Origin of the sequence: Psychrobacillus sp. FSL K6-2365, assembly GCF_038003165.1 — a bacterium.
Classification (GTDB): Bacteria; Bacillota; Bacilli; order Bacillales_A; family Planococcaceae; genus Psychrobacillus; species Psychrobacillus psychrodurans.
In genome coordinates, this window is record NZ_JBBOOO010000001.1 from 1,501,690 (window position 1) to 1,519,146 (window position 17,457).

At 36.7% G+C, this 17,457-nt stretch carries 14 protein-coding genes; all 14 read left to right on the plus strand.

Features of this window, described 5'->3' with window-relative positions; all coding sequences use genetic code 11:
* Window position 1: 1 nt before the first annotated feature.
* The 14 genes from rbfA (at window position 2) to MKY29_RS07220 (ending at window position 17,428) form a co-directional block, all read left to right on the plus strand.
* Window positions 2–343: a 30S ribosome-binding factor RbfA gene (gene rbfA, locus MKY29_RS07155; protein WP_090562463.1), complete on the plus strand. Its 342-nt coding sequence runs from the start codon at window positions 2–4 to the stop codon at window positions 341–343.
* A gap of 70 nt (window positions 344–413) precedes the next feature.
* Window positions 414–1,334 carry a tRNA pseudouridine(55) synthase TruB gene (gene truB, locus MKY29_RS07160; protein WP_241595861.1) on the plus strand — a complete coding sequence of 307 codons (921 nt, stop codon included), beginning with the start codon at window positions 414–416 and terminating at the stop codon, window positions 1,332–1,334.
* A 1-nt stretch (window position 1,335) separates the two neighbouring features.
* A complete protein-coding gene (gene ribF / locus MKY29_RS07165) occupies window positions 1,336–2,289 on the plus strand; it encodes a riboflavin biosynthesis protein RibF (protein WP_093494487.1) in 954 nt (317 codons plus the stop codon).
* 853 nt (window positions 2,290–3,142) lie between these two features.
* Entirely contained in the window at window positions 3,143–3,412 is a 270-nt protein-coding gene (gene rpsO, locus MKY29_RS07170) for a 30S ribosomal protein S15 (protein WP_090562453.1), read from the plus strand.
* Between the two features lie 155 nt (window positions 3,413–3,567).
* Entirely contained in the window at window positions 3,568–5,688 is a 2,121-nt protein-coding gene (pnp, locus tag MKY29_RS07175; protein WP_090562448.1) for a polyribonucleotide nucleotidyltransferase, read from the plus strand.
* 94 nt (window positions 5,689–5,782) lie between these two features.
* Window positions 5,783–7,012, plus strand: a complete 1,230-nt coding sequence (locus MKY29_RS07180; protein WP_340879400.1) for a M16 family metallopeptidase — start codon at window positions 5,783–5,785, stop codon at window positions 7,010–7,012.
* 724 nt (window positions 7,013–7,736) lie between these two features.
* Window positions 7,737–8,012, plus strand: a complete 276-nt coding sequence (locus MKY29_RS07185; protein WP_090562440.1) for a YlmC/YmxH family sporulation protein — start codon at window positions 7,737–7,739, stop codon at window positions 8,010–8,012.
* Window positions 8,009–8,809, plus strand: coding sequence for an NAD(P)-dependent oxidoreductase (locus MKY29_RS07190; RefSeq protein ID WP_340879401.1), 801 nt, complete (start codon window positions 8,009–8,011; stop codon window positions 8,807–8,809). Before MKY29_RS07185 ends, MKY29_RS07190 begins: the two co-directional genes overlap by 4 nt.
* Window positions 8,809–9,396 carry a dipicolinate synthase subunit B gene (locus MKY29_RS07195; protein WP_090562436.1) on the plus strand — a complete coding sequence of 196 codons (588 nt, stop codon included), beginning with the start codon at window positions 8,809–8,811 and terminating at the stop codon, window positions 9,394–9,396. Before MKY29_RS07190 ends, MKY29_RS07195 begins: the two co-directional genes overlap by 1 nt.
* A gap of 78 nt (window positions 9,397–9,474) precedes the next feature.
* A complete protein-coding gene (locus MKY29_RS07200) occupies window positions 9,475–10,521 on the plus strand; it encodes an aspartate-semialdehyde dehydrogenase (RefSeq protein ID WP_093494491.1) in 1,047 nt (348 codons plus the stop codon).
* Between the two features lie 2 nt (window positions 10,522–10,523).
* Window positions 10,524–11,405, plus strand: coding sequence for a 4-hydroxy-tetrahydrodipicolinate synthase (gene dapA / locus MKY29_RS07205; protein WP_340879402.1), 882 nt, complete (start codon window positions 10,524–10,526; stop codon window positions 11,403–11,405).
* A 394-nt stretch (window positions 11,406–11,799) separates the two neighbouring features.
* Window positions 11,800–13,467 (plus strand): ribonuclease J, encoded by a 1,668-nt coding sequence (locus MKY29_RS07210; protein WP_241595847.1) that lies wholly within the window; start codon window positions 11,800–11,802, stop codon window positions 13,465–13,467.
* Between the two features lie 790 nt (window positions 13,468–14,257).
* Complete coding sequence (locus tag MKY29_RS07215; RefSeq protein WP_340880827.1) at window positions 14,258–16,501, plus strand: FtsK/SpoIIIE family DNA translocase; 2,244 nt, start codon at window positions 14,258–14,260, stop codon at window positions 16,499–16,501.
* 198 nt (window positions 16,502–16,699) lie between these two features.
* On the plus strand, window positions 16,700–17,428 hold the full coding sequence (locus MKY29_RS07220; RefSeq protein ID WP_093494493.1) for a GntR family transcriptional regulator: 729 nt from the start codon (window positions 16,700–16,702) through the stop codon (window positions 17,426–17,428).
* Window positions 17,429–17,457: the final 29 nt, after the last annotated feature.

A 17,457-nucleotide genomic window follows, 5' to 3' on the forward strand; every position in this document is an offset into this window, starting at 1 on the left:
CATGTCAATGCGTGCTAACCGAGTTGCTGAACAAATGAAAAAAGAGTTGGGCGAAATAATCGGACGTAAGTTAAAGGACCCACGTATCGGTTTTATCACAGTAACGGATGTAGCTGTTACTGGTGATTTACAACAAGCGACTATTTACATTACAGTCCTTGAAGGAAACCGTGCTGATACTTTAAAAGCATTAGAAAAAGCGAAAGGATTTATTCGTTCGGAAATTGGGCAGCGTATTCGCTTACGTATTACGCCTGAACTAATCTTTGAATATGATGAATCTGCAGCTTATGGTAATCGTATCGATGATTTATTAAGACAAATTAATAAACCATCTGAGTAATAAAACAAACAAAGAAGTCTGCTTATTTTATTGAAGCAGACTTCTTTGTTATATACCGGGGGTGAACTGCATGTACGAAGGAATATTGCCTTTATGGAAAGAAAAAGGAATGACTTCACATGATTGTGTATTTAAACTTAGAAAAATACTAAAAATGAAACGAATTGGACATACTGGAACATTGGATCCTAGTGTTGAGGGAGTTTTACCCATCTGTTTAGGGCAAGCTACTAAGGTGTCTGAATACATAATGGATCAAGGAAAAACGTATGTAGCTACTATTTCTATTGGTACATCAACGACGACTGAAGATGCAGATGGAGATATTGTAGAAAATGACTCTAGCCTAAAATCTTTTTCCCGTGAACAAATTTTAGGAGTATTAGAAAAGTTGACTGGAGAAATTACTCAAATTCCTCCTATGTATTCAGCAGTCAAAGTGAACGGGAAAAAGTTGTATGAATATGCCCGTGAAGGAAAAGAAGTAGAACGTCCAAGTAGGAAAGTGATGATTCATAATATTAACTTATTGGATGATGCAGGTACTTTTTCAGGAAAGGAGGTTACCTTTAACATAGAAATTGACTGTGGAAAAGGAACCTATATCCGAACACTTGCTGTTCAAATTGGTGAACTTCTTGGTTATCCTGCACATATGTCGTCTTTGGTTAGAACTTCTTCAGGAAGCTTTACTAAAGCTCAATGCCTAACTTTAACCAATGTACAGGAAGCTGTTAATGAACAAACTTTATCAGATACATTACTCCCTTTAAAAGATGCATTATCGGATTGGCCAACAATTGAAGTGAATGATGAAAACATAAAGAGTATTACGAATGGACAAGTAGTAGAAATCCATCCATTACTAGCTGAAAATGAGAAAGTAGTATTTTTATTGCTGGAGAATCCGATTGCAGTTTATATTAAACATCCAACAAAAAATGGTATGATGAAACCAGAAAAAATGTTTTCATCTGAAAAAGGAGATTAATATGGACGTACATCACTTAGCTTATCCCAATCATTTATTTAACAATAAATCAAACGAAGCATATTCTATGGCTATTGGATTTTTCGATGGTGTGCATAATGGTCACCAAGCAGTAATTCAAGAAGCGCTTAATAGAGGAAAAGAGTTAAATATTAAAACGGCAGTTATGACCTTTGATCCCCATCCTTCATTAGTGTTAGGCGGTAGAAAAGAAAAAGTATTCTATATAACACCTCTTCAAGAAAAAATAGAAATTTTGAAAAAATTGGGAGTGGACGCGGTTTTTGTTGTTCGATTTACTTCCGACTTTGCAAAATTAACACCTGAGCAATTTATCGAATTTTTTATTGTACAAGCAAATGTTAAGCATGTTACAGCAGGTTTTGATTTCTCATTTGGAGCTTTTGGAAAAGGAACTATGAAAGATATGGAGCTTCTTTCTGTTGGTAGATTTAAAGTATCAGTTGTAGATAAAAAGGAGTTAGTTGGTGACAAGATTAGCTCAACTCGTATTAGATCAGAGCTAACTGTTGGTAATATGGAGCAAGTAAAGGAATTATTAGGGAGACCCTTTAAGTTAACAGGGGTAGTTATACATGGAGACAAAAGAGGAAGAACTATTAACTTCCCAACGGCAAATGTCGATCCATCTGAGGGGCAATTTACACCAGCAATTGGGGTTTATGCAGTTAAAATTTGTGTTCAGGAGACTTGGCATGAAGGTGTATGTAATGTAGGCTATAAACCAACATTTAATAATCCCGAAGAGAAAAAGCTTTCAATTGAAGTACATATTTTTAACTTTGATCAATCTATTTATGGTGAAGAAGTAACGGTACTTTGGTATAAGCGCATTAGATCAGAACAAAAATTCAATGGAATTGAAGAATTAAAAGAACAAATCGGAAAAGACAAGCAAGTTGCAATTGAGTTCTTTAAAAAAGAAGATGACTGATAATAGATTTGCTACCGAAGTTTAATTTCGGTAGTTTTTTAAAACAGTCATGTGAAAATTGGTTTTAAGGGACTTAAAAGAATGAAAAAAGATACGGATTTTGGCTTCACGCGGACGCTTTCCGTGGACTTGGCTTCAGCCTCCTCGTCGCTGCACTCCTGCGAGGTCTTCAGCTCAAGCTAATTCCACTGGAGTCGCCGCCTTCCGCTACAATCAAGGAAGTGAGTAGCATTCAACATATGATATAGCACAGTCTATCGAATAGATCATAGAAATTGGTCTAATTTAGTGTAGTGAAAAATCCCATGATATAATCATTATTTATGGATCGGAAAGTTCTGGTAAAATTTACGTATTATTTTGTGCACTCCTGGTTGGTCTACTCAGAAGTTACGTCCATTAATAGAGTTCAATTTCTATTTTATAATTTGAAGTTTTCAATACGCTTGTCAAAATGATAGTGATAGTTTTTATTATAAGTTCTGTATTCAATCTCCATAATTAGTACTACTCACATAATGATAGGAGTGCAATACGGCGACTCCAGCGGGAACAGCGAGTAAGTCGAGACCCCACAGCGAGTGAAGCGAGGAGGCTCGACCTCGCCCGCGGAAAGCGTCCGTATGGAACGGAAATCAGAGAATTAATATATAGTTTTTAGTGCAATGACATAAAAATTTCTCAGATTTTTACAAGAATCATTAATTTTCTCTATTACTAATTAGTTGCTTCACTAATCTTTTTATGATAATCTTTATAAGTACAATACCGTACTTAACCTTTCCTTGGCTTTTTCGATTCTCCAACGATTGCTCAGGATTAGGGGATAACTAGAATTTAGGAGGAAAACAACATGGCAATTACACAAGAACGCAAAAATGAACTAATCGCTGAGTACAGAACTCACGAAAGTGATACTGGATCTGCTGATATTCAAATCGCAATTCTTACTGAAGAGATTAACTCTTTAAACGAACATTTACGTACTCATAAGAAAGATCATCACTCACGTCGTGGTCTATTCAAAATGGTTGGACGTCGTCGTAACTTGTTAAAATACTTACGTGAAAACGAAGTATCACGTTACCGTGATCTAATCGCAAAACTTGGATTACGTCGATAAGATTCGATTTAGGAAAGCGGGATTTATCCCGCTTTTTCTTTTGCATAAAAAACTTCGCATAGTTGAAAGATTTTTGATACACTACTTATGATACATATAACCATTATATACCCTTTTTTTAAGGAGTTTTTGAAGTCGAGAGGAGTCCAGATTACATGAGTGAAAAGAAAGTATTTACGTACGAATGGGCAGGACGCCCGTTGCAAGTAGAAATAGGACAACTTGCAAAACAAGCGAACGGAGCAGTTTTAGTAAGATACGGGGATACTACTGTATTATCTGTAGCAACTGCATCGAAAAACCCTAAGAATTTAGACTTCTTCCCATTAACAGTTAACTATGAGGAAAAACTTTACGCTGTAGGGAAAATACCAGGTGGATTTATTAAGCGTGAAGGGCGTCCATCGGAACGTGCAATCTTAACTAGTCGTTTAATTGACCGTCCAATTCGTCCTTTATTCCCTGATGGATTCCGTAACGAGGTACAAGTTATTTCAATCGTTATGTCTGTTGACCAAAACTGTTCTTCAGAGATGGCAGCAATGTTAGGGTCTTCTTTAGCTCTTAGCGTTTCAGACATTCCATTTGATGGACCAATTGCAGGTGCACAAGTTGGGTTAATTGGCGAAGAACTAATTATTAATCCCACAGTTGAGCAAATGGAGAAGAGCACTTTAGATCTAACTGTTGCTGGAACGAAAGACGCTATCAACATGGTTGAAGCTGGAGCAAAAGAAGTTTCAGAGGAAACGGTTCTTGAAGCAATTATGTTTGGTCATAATGAAATTATCAAGTTAATCGAATTCCAAGAAAAAGTAGTAGCTGAAGTTGGAAAAGCGAAAAAAGATATTCCTCTGTTTGAGTTGGATAAAGAGCTTTTCGAAGAAGTGAAGGGCATTTGCGAAGTAAAACTTGTACAAGCAATTCAAGTACAAGAAAAGCACGCTCGTGAAGATGCTATTACTGAAGTAAAAACAGAAGTTTTAGAACAATACACAGAAAAAGAAGCTACAGACGAAACGTTGAAACAAGTGCGTGAAATTTTAGACGCAATGGTAAAAGACGAAGTTCGTCGTTTGATTACAGAAGATAAAATTCGTCCTGATGGCCGTGGAGTAGCGGAAATCCGTCCTCTTTCGTCAGAAGTTGGCGTATTACCTAGAACACATGGTTCTGGATTGTTTACACGTGGTCAAACACAAGCTTTGAGTATATGTACTTTAGGACCTCTAGGTGATGTTCAAATTATTGATGGTATCGGTCTAGAAGAAACTAAACGCTTCATGCACCATTACAACTTCCCACAATTTAGTGTTGGAGAAACTGGTCCTATTCGTGCTCCAGGTCGTCGTGAAATTGGACACGGTGCATTAGGAGAACGTGCTTTAGAAGCAGTTATTCCAGATGAAGCTGATTTTCCATATACACTTCGTTTAGTAGCTGAAGTATTAGAATCTAATGGTTCTACATCACAAGCAAGTATTTGTGCGTCTACTCTTGCGATGATGGACGCAGGTGTTCCTTTAAAAGCACCTGTTGCGGGTATTGCAATGGGACTTGTGAAAAAAGGCGAACATTATACAATTTTAACGGATATTCAAGGGATGGAAGATCATCTAGGAGATATGGACTTTAAAGTAGCTGGTACATCTAAAGGAATCACAGCACTTCAAATGGACATTAAAATTGATGGGTTATCAAGAACAATTCTTGAAGAAGCGTTAGAACAAGCTAAAATTGGCCGTATGCAAATTTTAGAAAGTATGCTTGCGACAATTTCTGACCCACGTGAGAAGTTGTCTAAATATGCGCCTAAGATTGTTGTTATCAAGATTAATCCGGATAAAATCCGTGATGTAATTGGACCAGGTGGTAAACAAATTAATAAAATTATCGATGAAACAGGCGTGAAAATTGATACAGAGCAAGATGGTACAATTTATATCGCTTCAGCTGATGAAGAGATGATTGCACGTGCAAAAGAAATTATCGAAAACATCGTGAGAGTTGCCCAGGTTGGCGAATATTACTTAGGAAAAGTAAAACGAATTGAAAAATTCGGTGCTTTCGTAGAGATTTTCTCAGGAAAAGATGGTTTATTGCATATTTCGGAAATTCAAGAGGAACGTACGAAAAATGTAGAGGACGTCCTTAAATTAGGTGATGAGCTTTTAGTGAAAGTAATCGAGATCGACAACCAAGGTCGTGTCAACTTATCTCGTAAAGTTGTAATTAAGGAAGAAAAAGAACGCGCTGAGCAACAAGAAAACAAATAATCAACAATATCAGCACGACATAAAAGGTTGACCGTAGACATGTAGCTACGGCAACCTTTTTAAATAGCTGAATAGAATAAACAGAGGTGTTAATTTGATAAACAAAATTACATGTAAGAATGGGCTTCGGATTGTGTCTGAGCACATCCCATATGTACGTTCTGTAGCTGTAGGGATTTGGGTGCAAGCTGGGTCAAGATATGAGCTGCCAGAAGAAAATGGCTTAACTCATTTCATTGAACATATGTTATTTAAAGGAACTGAAAAGAGAACAGCAAAGCAAATTGCAGAAGAATTCGATCGTATTGGTGGAAATATCAATGCCTTCACTTCAAAAGAAAATACGTGCTACTATGCAAAGGTATTGGATCATCATGCCGAACATGCAGTAGAAATACTTGCAGACATGTTTTTTCATTCTCAATTTGATGCAAATGAAATAGAGAAAGAAAGACAGGTTGTTCTTGAAGAGATTAATATGGTAGAGGATACACCAGATGATATCGTTCACGAATATTTATGGCAAGCGATGTACGAAAATGATCCTCTAGGATCTCCTATTCTTGGAACAGAGGAAACATTGAATAGTTTCACAAAAGAAAAGATTTTGGCTTATATGAAAAAACATTATACGCCAGAAAATGTAGTCATTTCTGTTGCGGGAAATATTCCTGAAGGACTAATACAGCATATTGAAACATTATTTAGTCAATTAGATCAAAATAGTAATGAGAAAATACATGTAGCAACCCCTAATTTGAAAGCAGTGCATGTGGAAAACTTTAGAGAGACAGAGCAAGCACATCTTTGTTTAGCTTATCCAAGTTTAAGCGTAAAAGCTGATAATATTTATAGTTTAGTCGTGATGAATAATATTTTGGGTGGTAGCATGTCCTCTAGGCTTTTCCAAGAAATCAGAGAAGAAAAAGGTCTCGCGTACTCTATTTATTCTTATCATTCTTCCTATGAAGACACAGGGGCACTTGCTATATATGGTGGTACTTCAAACAACCAACTAGAAGAACTATCAGAGTCTATTCAGCAAACGATACAATCCGTCCTTGAAAAGGGATTTACTGAAACAGAAGTTTCTAATGCTAAAGAGCAACTAAAAGGTAATTTACTTCTTGGATTAGAGAGTTCTAATGCTAGAATGAGCCGTAACGGAAAAAATGAATTACTCTACGGAGAACATCGTTCATTAGATGAAGTAAGTGAATCAATTGATGAAGTTACATTACAATCAGTAATGGACCTTGCTGCAGAAACATTTTCTCACAAACCAGCTATTTCCATCATCAAACCAAAAGTCGATCAAAACTGATCGGCTTTTTTTATATGGGAAATATATAAAAATGGTCATTGAACACTGGGGTAATGGGAATTGGAATGATGGATAATACTGCTGATTTTCGCTCTAGGCGGACGCTTTCCGCGGGCTTGGCTTCAGCCTCCTCGTTAGCTGCGCTCCCTGCGGGGTCTTCAGCTCAAGCTAATCCCGCTGGAGTCGCCGCCTTCCGCTACAATCAATATAATATGTAGTACTATACTATAAGATATAGAATAGCCTATCGCTTAGATGATAAGAGTAGTAAATGTTAATATAGGGATAAAACCGTCTGTTGAATTAGAGATACTATTTTGTCATGAAGGATGAAGAAAGTAGATATTCTTTAGAACTAGTAGAAATAAAAGGAAATAGTGAGTGTTCACTAATTAAAGAAGCAAAATAGCGAACGAAATTGCATCTTCGAGAGCTTACTCTATGAATATGTAACATCTTTTCTCTAGTTATCCAAAAACGAACTAACCTGTTTCTAAGAGTTGTAGGAGTGCAAGGGACAGACAAACGCCATAAAATTACCGATCAGCATCCCTAAAAATTTATAGGGTAATAATATAGCAAGTCTGACTAAAGCCTACTGAAAAAGCTAGAAGCAGGTTTTGTACTTTAAGAACCGTGCGTCTTAGAGCCCAGGTTTTCTTTTATTCACTTTGTACTGTGAAATGGCATATATATAAATAGAAATCAATAAGGGGGAGAATGATTGTTACTTTCGGAACTTGCAGAAAAAGAACTTATCCAAGTTAAGGACGGCGCAAGGTATGGCAAGCTAGCAGATACTGAATTACTCTTCAATCCTGAGAATGGAAAAATTGAAGGTTTTGAAGTTTTTCAAAGAACAACAGGTTCATTTTTTCAAGGGAATAAATCTGGTAAGAAAAAAGAATTTATTGCATGGGAAGAAATTATTCTCATTGGAAAAGACAGAATCCTGTTTAATGAAGCAAACTATGAAATTGGAAATAGTGAATATTCGTGAAAAAAAAATGTGCAATCATAGGTACAGATGCCCGTCTACCGTTTTTACAAGAAACATTAGATAACTTACTAGATGTGAAAATATTTCCAACGATGATTTGGACGGAAGAACTCAAAGCTGCAATAAACGATTTTCAACCTAACATAATCTTTTTACCTATACCACCATTACAAATTGAAAGTTCTTTCGTTTTGCCAGAGTCATGTCTTCTCCTTTTCGTTGGAAAAAAGAATAAACAGATTGAACAGGAAATACAAAATAGCCAAGTCCATGCTTTTTATTATTTAGAGGATGAACAGTGGATTTGGGAAAATGCAAATCTGACAGCAGAGGGATTCATAAATGACTTCTATAGAAGCGAAAAAGAATCAATATATAACAAAAAATTCATCATTACAGGCTACGGAAGAGTAGGAAAAAGACTGGCTTTTGCCCTGCATCATTTAGGTGCCGAGGTAATTATCTCGGTACGTTCTGATCATCAGTTATTTGAAGCAAAAAGTTATGGGTACCAAATAGAGCAATTGGAGCATGCAGTTAAAAAACAAGGTGGCCTCTCAACCTATCTAATTAATACCATTCCAAATAGATGGCTCAGCCCGTCCGATACGACTAGATTTAAAAAAGTTTATGATCTAGCTTCAAATCCAGGATGTCTACTCGAGTCAGCCAATTCAATCCCTACAAATTATATACACTCCACTAGCTTACCAGGCTTGTATTTTCCGAAGGATGCAGGATATTTAATAGCAAAGGCTGTGCAAACTCAATTGGCTTTACTGGAGGGGGAAAAATAGTGTTAAAGGATCTTCGAATTGGATTAGGGATTACTGCTTCTCATTGTACTTATGAGGAAGTAATTCCAATGATTAAACAGTTTACGGATTTAGGAGCAACTGTAGTTCCTATTATTACCTATTCTGTACTGACTGCGGCAACACGTTTTGGAACAGGTGAGGAATGGATACAGAAAATTGAACAGGCAAGTGGTAGTAAAGTAGTATCAAAAATAGTAGAAGCAGAACCATTTGGACCGACAAACCCATTGGATTGTATGGTAATCGCTCCCATGACTGGGAACTCTATTAGTAAACTGGCCAATGCTCAAACAGATTCTCCGGTGTTAATGGCAGCAAAGGCTACATTACGAAATGGAAAACCAGTAGTGCTCGGAATATCAACAAATGATGCATTAGGATTGAATGGTATGAATATTATGAAACTGCTTTCTACCAAAAATATATACTTTATCCCCTTCGGCCAAGATAGCCCTCATAACAAACCAAACTCACTTATTGCTGATTTTACGAAAATAGTCCCAACAGTAGAACATGCAATTCAATTTAAACAATTACAGCCTTTACTAATTTCTCACGAATTATAAATATTGATGACGATGTATTTTCATGTATAATATAATACAATATCGAAAAATAGCATTGTTCTAGGAGGAGAGCTTTTCATGTCACAGGGGTATACAGTAGCAATAGTTGGAGCGACGGGTGCAGTCGGTCAAAAGATTATCGAAAAATTGGTAGAAAGAAGTTTTCCATATACAACTTTAAAATTATTAGCTTCCAAAAAATCAGCTGGAAAAAAAGTAGAAGTAAATGGGAGCACTTATACAATTGAAGAGGCGACGCCGGAGGCTTTTGAAGGTGTTGACGTAGCATTTTTCTCTGCTGGTGGTTCTATATCGAAAGCTTTAGCAAAAGAAGCTAGTAATAGAGGAGCAATAGTTATCGACAATACAAGCGCCTTCCGGATGGATAAAGATACGCCACTAGTAGTTCCAGAAGTGAATAAACAAGCGTTGCATGAACAAACAGGGATTATTGCTAACCCGAATTGTTCTACTATTCAGATGGTTTGCGCACTTGAACCTATTAGACAGAAATTTGGTTTGAACAAAGTTATAGTGTCTACTTATCAAGCAGTGTCTGGTGCAGGTGCAGCTGCTATTAACGAACTAACAACACAATCCAAAAGTATAAAAGATAAACAAGTAAAACCAGAAATTTTACCAGTGAAAAGTGCTGAAAAGCATTATCCTATTGCCGGAAATGTTATTCCACAAATTGATGTATTCACCGAAGATGGTTTCACATTTGAGGAACATAAAATGATGAATGAAACGAAAAAAATTATGTCTTTACCGAATCTTTCAATCGCAGCTACATGTGTAAGGGTACCAGTTGTGACGGGGCATTCCGAATCTGTATATATAGAAGTAGAACAAGATAACGTCACTCTTGATCAGGTAAGGCAACTTCTTGCAGATTCTGAGGGTATTACGTTACAGGATGCTCCTGATCAACAATTATACCCTATGCCGTACTACGCTGAGGATAAGGACGGTGTATTTGTAGGCCGTTTAAGAAAAGACCCATCGAATGATAAAGGATTTCATATGTGGATTGTATCAGATAATTTATTGAAGGGTGCAGCTCTGAACTCTATACAAATTGCAGAAACACTTATTTCTGAAGGTATATTAAAAGAGGTGTAAAAATGAATATAGGTTCTATTGCTACGGCAATGGTTACCCCATTTCGGTCAGACGGTTCTATCAATTATGAACAGGCAGAACTATTAATCGAACATTTACTTGCGACAGGGACTGACTCCCTTGTCATTACTGGTACAACAGGGGAATCTCCTACCCTATCAACCGAAGAAAAGCTAAGTTTACTGAAATTCGTTGTAGAGAAAGTGAATAATAGAGTTCCTGTTATTGCAGGTACAGGAAGTAATAGTACAATAGCATCTATTGACTTGTCTATAAAGGCGGAGGCTCTTGGAGTAAATGGTCTTATGATCGTTACACCATATTATAATAAGCCAAATCAACGAGGGTTAATTGCCCACTTTACTGCAATCGCAAATGCAACTACTTTACCAATTGTCGTTTACAATATTCCAAGCCGTTCAGTTATAAATATGGAGTTGGAGACAATGGTAACGTTGAGTCAAATTCCATCTATTAAATTTCTAAAAGAAGCTAATGGAAATTTAGAACAGATGACCAGAATTCTGTCAGAAACAAAAGGTAATTTGGAAGTATATAGTGGAGATGATTCATTAACTCTTCCTTTACTAGCGATAGGGGGCTCCGGAATAATTTCAGTTGCTTCTCATATTGTGGGGAATGAAATGCATGAAATGATTGAAGCTTTTCGAACTGGTAATCATAAGGAAGCTTCACGAATTCATCAATCCTTATTGCCGCTAATACAAGCGTTATTCAAACATCCCAATCCGATTGTTGTAAAATATGCACTTTCGAAGGTAGGGATAGATGCAGGAAGTTTACGCCTACCGCTTATTGAAATGGCGGAAAGCGAAAAAAGGGAATTTGATGTAGTATGGGAACAATACTTGAATACTAAATAATTTAGTGGAAAGGCTGAAAATTTCCTATTTCAGCCTTTTTTTTATTTGTGTGAATCGTTGACGTCCGATATAATGAAGATTAGTGGATGTTGGTCGGGTTACCTTCTTCAGTAAAAATTTAACAAGCAAACGTAGGAATAGATGTCTCTCACTTCTGGAGAAAGCGTAGAGATGAATACTAAAATGTTATAACAACTCGGTGAGTATTAGCACTTGCTGATAATTTAAGCCTCTGGCGGATCTCACAGAATTTGAACAGACTCTTAGAAGTTGCTGAAATAAAATCGTCGTATTCATGCGATAGTAGCTAACTGACCTGCATTAAGCAGGCCTAAGTACAATTCAAAATCTGGACGTAATATCGAGGCGTAATTGATTTATAGGAGGAAAAGATTTGGTAAAAGTAAAAAATGAACTTATTCGAATTATACCGCTCGGTGGAGTTGGGGAAATCGGAAAAGCAATGTATGTAGTAGAAATAGATGAAGAAATATTTATCGTAGACAGTGGATTAATGTTCCCGGAAAATGAAATGCTAGGAATAGATATCGTTATACCAGACATTACGTATTTGGTGGAAAACAAAGAACGTGTAAAAGGAATCTTTTTAACGCATGGTCACGAGGATGCGATTGGTTCTATTTCTTATTTACTACAGAAGGTACAAGCACCAGTTTATGGTTCTAAATTGACTATAGCTCTGGCAAAAACACATTTAAAAGCGTTGCCGACAAAGCAACCAGTCAAGTTTTTCGAAGTAACAAACAAAAGTCGGATGAATTTCCAAGGTACATATGTAACCTTTTTCCATACAACGCATAGTATACCGGATTCGCTGGGAATTGTTTTCCATACGTCTGAAGGTGCAATTGTTCACACAGGGGAATTTAAGTTTGATCAATCGGCTAAAGGAAAATATCGACCGGACATAGCAAAAATAGCTGGTTTAGGTGAAGATGGTGTATTTATTCTTCTATCTGATTCAACTGAAGCAGAAAGACCGGGTTATACCACATCAGAAGCGGTAATTGAAAACCAATTATCAGAAACATTCCACGCTGCTAAAGGACGTATACTTGTTGCTCTATATGCATCAAACTTTATCCGTATTCAACAAGTAATTGACAAAGCAATTGAAACCGGGAAAAAAGTTGCGATTGCAGGGAAAAGCTTAGAAAATATTTTTGAAATTGGTTTAGATCTAGGCTATTTCAATGTAGAAGAGGATACAATGATTTCTATTAAAGAAATCTCTAAACAAAATGATGAAAATATTGTAATCATTGTATCTGGTACGCAAGGAGAACCATTAGAAGCTTTAGAAAAAATGATTCGTAAACACCATAAAGATATTAAAATAAAAGATACAGATACAGTCTTAATCACTTTTACTCCTTCTCCTGGTATGGAGGTAGGGATGTATAACACGATGAACCAAATTGCAAAAGTTGGAGCGAAAGTACTAACTTCTGAAAAAAATGTCCATGTTTCCGGTCATGGAAGTCAAGAAGATTTGAAAATGATGCTTAACTTAACAAAGCCTAAATACTTTATACCGATCCAAGGGGAATATCGCATGTTGATGGCCCATTCGAAATTGGCTCAAGCAACTGGAATGTCCAAATCGGAAATTTTCATTGCCGATAAAGGCGATATTGTTGAATATAAGAGCGGTAAAATGAGAATGAGTGGTCGAGTTCAAGCTGGAAACATTTTAATCGATGGAATTGGTGTTGGTGATGTAGGCAATATTGTTCTGCGCGATCGTAAGCTACTTTCACAAGATGGTATATTTATTGTAGTTGTAACGTTAAACAGAGCACAGAAGAAAATTGCTTCCGGGCCAGAAATTCTTTCGAGAGGATTTGTCTATGTTCGTGAGTCTGAAGAGCTAATGGACGAGTCTGCTAACTTAGTTAGAACAGTTGTTGAAAAATATGTGAATAAAGAAACGTTTGAATGGACAAACATAAAACAAGAAATCCGTGATACGCTAAATTCATATTTATTCCAGCAAACAAAAAGACGTCCAATGATCATCCCGATTATTATGGAATATTAATGTGAATTAAGGATTTCCTTTCCGAATACGAAAGGAAATCCTTTTTATCTTAAAGGAAGTATTTAAAAATGTAGTGTGAAGACTGGATTCATGGAATTTGAAAGAATGAATAATACTGTTATTTCCGTTACAACGTACTTTCATGTTTCGAAGCAAGCGCAGCAATGTAAAAACAGGTCGAAGCTTTCCGCGAGCATGGCTTCAATCTCCTCGTCCCTACGTTCCTGCAGGGCTTTCAGAGTCGCCACATTTCACTACAATCAATATAATGTGTAGTACTGTACTTTAAGATTTAGCAAAGCATATCGCTGAGATAACAAGGTTATTTAAAACTATTATAGGGATAAAAACCGACTGCCAGTTGGTATGTTATTTTATTATGAAGGATGAAAATAGATTTTCTTTTATCTGAATTCACTTCATCCTTACTTATTTTAAGATAAAACACGTATATTTAGGCGGTTTTATATCCAATTATTCGTTTAAATAAAGTGGACCTAGTTGATGGAGCGCAGAGAGGTGACTCCAGTGGGAACAGCGCGAGCTGAAGACCCTTGACTGAGCGTAGCGAAAATCTTTTTTGCGACGAGCTTGCGCAGGAGCAAAGGAAGCGGCTGAAGCCGTGCCCACGGAAAGCATCCGCTCGGAGCGGAGATCAACGGGCATATCTGGGTTTCTGTTCTGAGAGGACCGGGTGTTTTTTATAAGTGATATCAATAAAATGTAGAAAGTAGGTGACACTTTGGCAAGGAAGAAAAAAAGACCGACAAAAAAGCCAGTAAAAAAAACAATGCATCCGCTCCTTTATGAAATTATTGGACTTCTAATTATTGGATTATCCATCATTTCTTTTTTTGAATATGGGCTTGTTGGGGAATTCTTGGCTTATATAAGTTATTTCTTATTTGGTAATTGGCATATTGCGGTTCCGTTTATGCTCATCGTTTATGCACTTATAATTATGATTAAACAATCAGTTCCAGCATGGAATCATCGATTACTATTAGGCTGTGCATTTATATTAAGCAGTTTACTATTGTTTAGTCACATCGCTTTATTTCAGCAATTATTTGAAGGAAAAGCATTGGTGACAAATTCGGTTCTAAGAGAAAGTTATCGTGTTCTAGTTGAAAGTGGTGGGATTACCGACAGAAATAGTTCGTTAGGTGGGGGAATAATAGGAGCCATTCTTTTTGCGACATTCCATGTTCTCTTCGATTCGGCAGGAGCAAAAGTAGCAGGCTGGCTTATGTTATTTATAGGGATCGTTCTGCTGACTGGAAAAGCACTTGTTCCTTTCTTAGTAGAGACATTTCCTAAGCTAAAAGAAAGTTTCCTAAATAGAACGAAAAAAAAGAAAGTAAAACCAGCCCCAGCCCCACCGAAGGGCCAGTCCCGTCGAAATAAAAAACAGGCAGCTCAAGAAGAAGCAGTTACTGTAATAGAGGCAATTCCTGTTGAAACGGAAGAAGTAGAACAATCTTCGTCGCCAATCATTTCTGCATTCACTGAAAGAATAGCTAGAAAAGAAGTGGTTGAGGAACCATCTGAAGCTGTTGAACCATTAGAGATTAATATGGAAAATGTGACAGTTGAAAATGAAGATTATCAATTGCCTTCTATTAGCTTATTAGATTCCCCTGGCTATAGTGACCAAAGTGGAGAACTAAACGCAATTCAAGCAAATGCCAAAAAGTTAGAGCAAACATTTTTAAGTTTCGGAGTAAAAGCTAAGGTTACTCAAGTTCACTTAGGGCCAGCAGTAACTAAATATGAAGTTCTACCTGACGTTGGGGTAAAGGTTAGCAGAATCGTTAGTTTACATGATGATCTTGCACTAGCTTTAGCTGCTAGAGATATTAGGATCGAGGCACCTATTCCTGGGAAATCGGCAATAGGTATTGAGGTACCTAACAAAGAAGTAGCAATTGTAAGCTTACGAGAGGTCCTAGAATCAGAAGAAAATAATAAACCGAATCTAAAGCTACTAATAGGTTTTGGTCGAGATGTTACTGGACAAGCTGTTCTTGCACAATTAAATAAAATGCCGCATTTACTTGTTGCAGGTTCCACAGGTAGTGGGAAGAGCGTATGTATCAATGGCATAATTACAAGTATTATGATGCGTGCAAAACCTCATGAAGTAAAAATGATGATGATTGATCCAAAAATGGTAGAGCTTAATATGTATAATGGAATTCCACATTTACTTGCGCCGGTGGTAACAGATCCACGAAAGGCATCACAAGCTTTGAAAAAAATCGTATCTGAAATGGAAAGAAGATATGAACTATTTTCACATACTGGAACCCGAAACATGGAAGGTTATAATGAGCATATTGATAGATGGAATGAAGAAAATGAAGAAAAACATCCAAAACTTCCATTTATAGTTGTAATTGTAGATGAGTTAGCGGATTTAATGATGGTAGCTTCTAATGATGTAGAAGATTCTATCACTCGTTTAGCCCAAATGGCTCGTGCTGCGGGTATTCATTTAATTATTGCTACACAGAGACCAAGTGTAGATGTTATCACAGGAATTATTAAAGCAAATATACCTTCTAGAATTGCGTTTGCAGTTTCCTCAGCTATTGATTCTAGAACTATTTTAGACATGGGCGGAGCAGAAAAACTATTAGGTAGAGGCGACATGTTATTTCTCCCAGCTGGTAGCTCCAAACCGGTGCGAGTACAGGGAGCATATTTGTCAGATGCAGAAGTTGAAAGAATTGTAGATTTTGTTATTGAACAACAAAAAGCAAATTATCAAGATGAAATGATTCCTGACGAAGTGGAAGAATCTGAAGGGCAAATAGATAGAGATGAATTATATGATGAGGTTGTTCAACTTGTAACAGAAATGCAAACTGCGTCGGTGTCATTACTTCAAAGAAGATTTAGAATCGGTTATTCTAGAGCAGCCAGAATTATTGATCAGCTAGAACTTAGTGGAGTTGTCGGACCTTATGAAGGAAGTAAGCCAAGACAGGTTCTATTCTCCAAACACTCAGTAGATGATGAATTTATTTGAGTCAAAAGGTTTAATAGTATAACACTTTCTAAAAAAAGTATGACAAAATCATTACAAAACAATAAAGTTTTTGTAACGACTTTTAACCTAATATAAATAAAAGTATTTATTTCACGTTTTAAAAATGGTATAGTATGACTGATTAGTAGGAAAGTTTTACATCAGAGGTCTGATCTCTTCAAAATGGTGGTGTTTTAGATGACAATAAAAGTAGACCATCGTCATTTATATCTGCAAGTGATTGATCGTCTTAAACAAGACATCGATAAGGGCATATTTAAAGAAAAGGAAAAACTTCCTTCTGAATTTGAATTAGCCAAGTCGCTAGGAGTAAGTCGTGCAACTTTAAGAGAGGCTCTTCGCTTATTGGAAGAAGAAAATGTAATAATCAGACGGCATGGTGTGGGTACCTTTGTAAATTCTAAGCCAATTTTCACATCAGGTATCGAACAGCTTTCAAGCGTTTCTTCTATGATTCGTAAAGCTGGGATGGAGCCAGGTACTATTTACTTGAGTTCTATGCAAGCGATTCCATCTGAGGATGATATTTTAAGATTTCAATGCGGTGATGAGCAATCGATTGTTACGATGGAACGTGTCCGTACTGCAAATGGCGAACCAGTTGTATATTGTGTCGATAAGGTTCCGAAAAATTATTTACCTAATGATTTTCTCATTAGAGAAGAAGGCTCTATTTTTACTGCATTAGAGGAGTCTGGGGAAATACATATTTCGTACGCGGTGACGTTTATAGATCCTGTGGGTTACCACGAGATTGCATCACCAACTTTGAATTGTGAGCCAGAAACTTCATTGCTTGTTTTAAAACAACTCCATTACGATGAAAACGATCGTGTGGTTTTGTACTCGAAAAATTATTTTCGAGCAGATAAATTTAGCTTTCACGTTGTTCGGAAAAGGGTGTAAAATGTAATAATTCCTGCTAATAAGAAAAA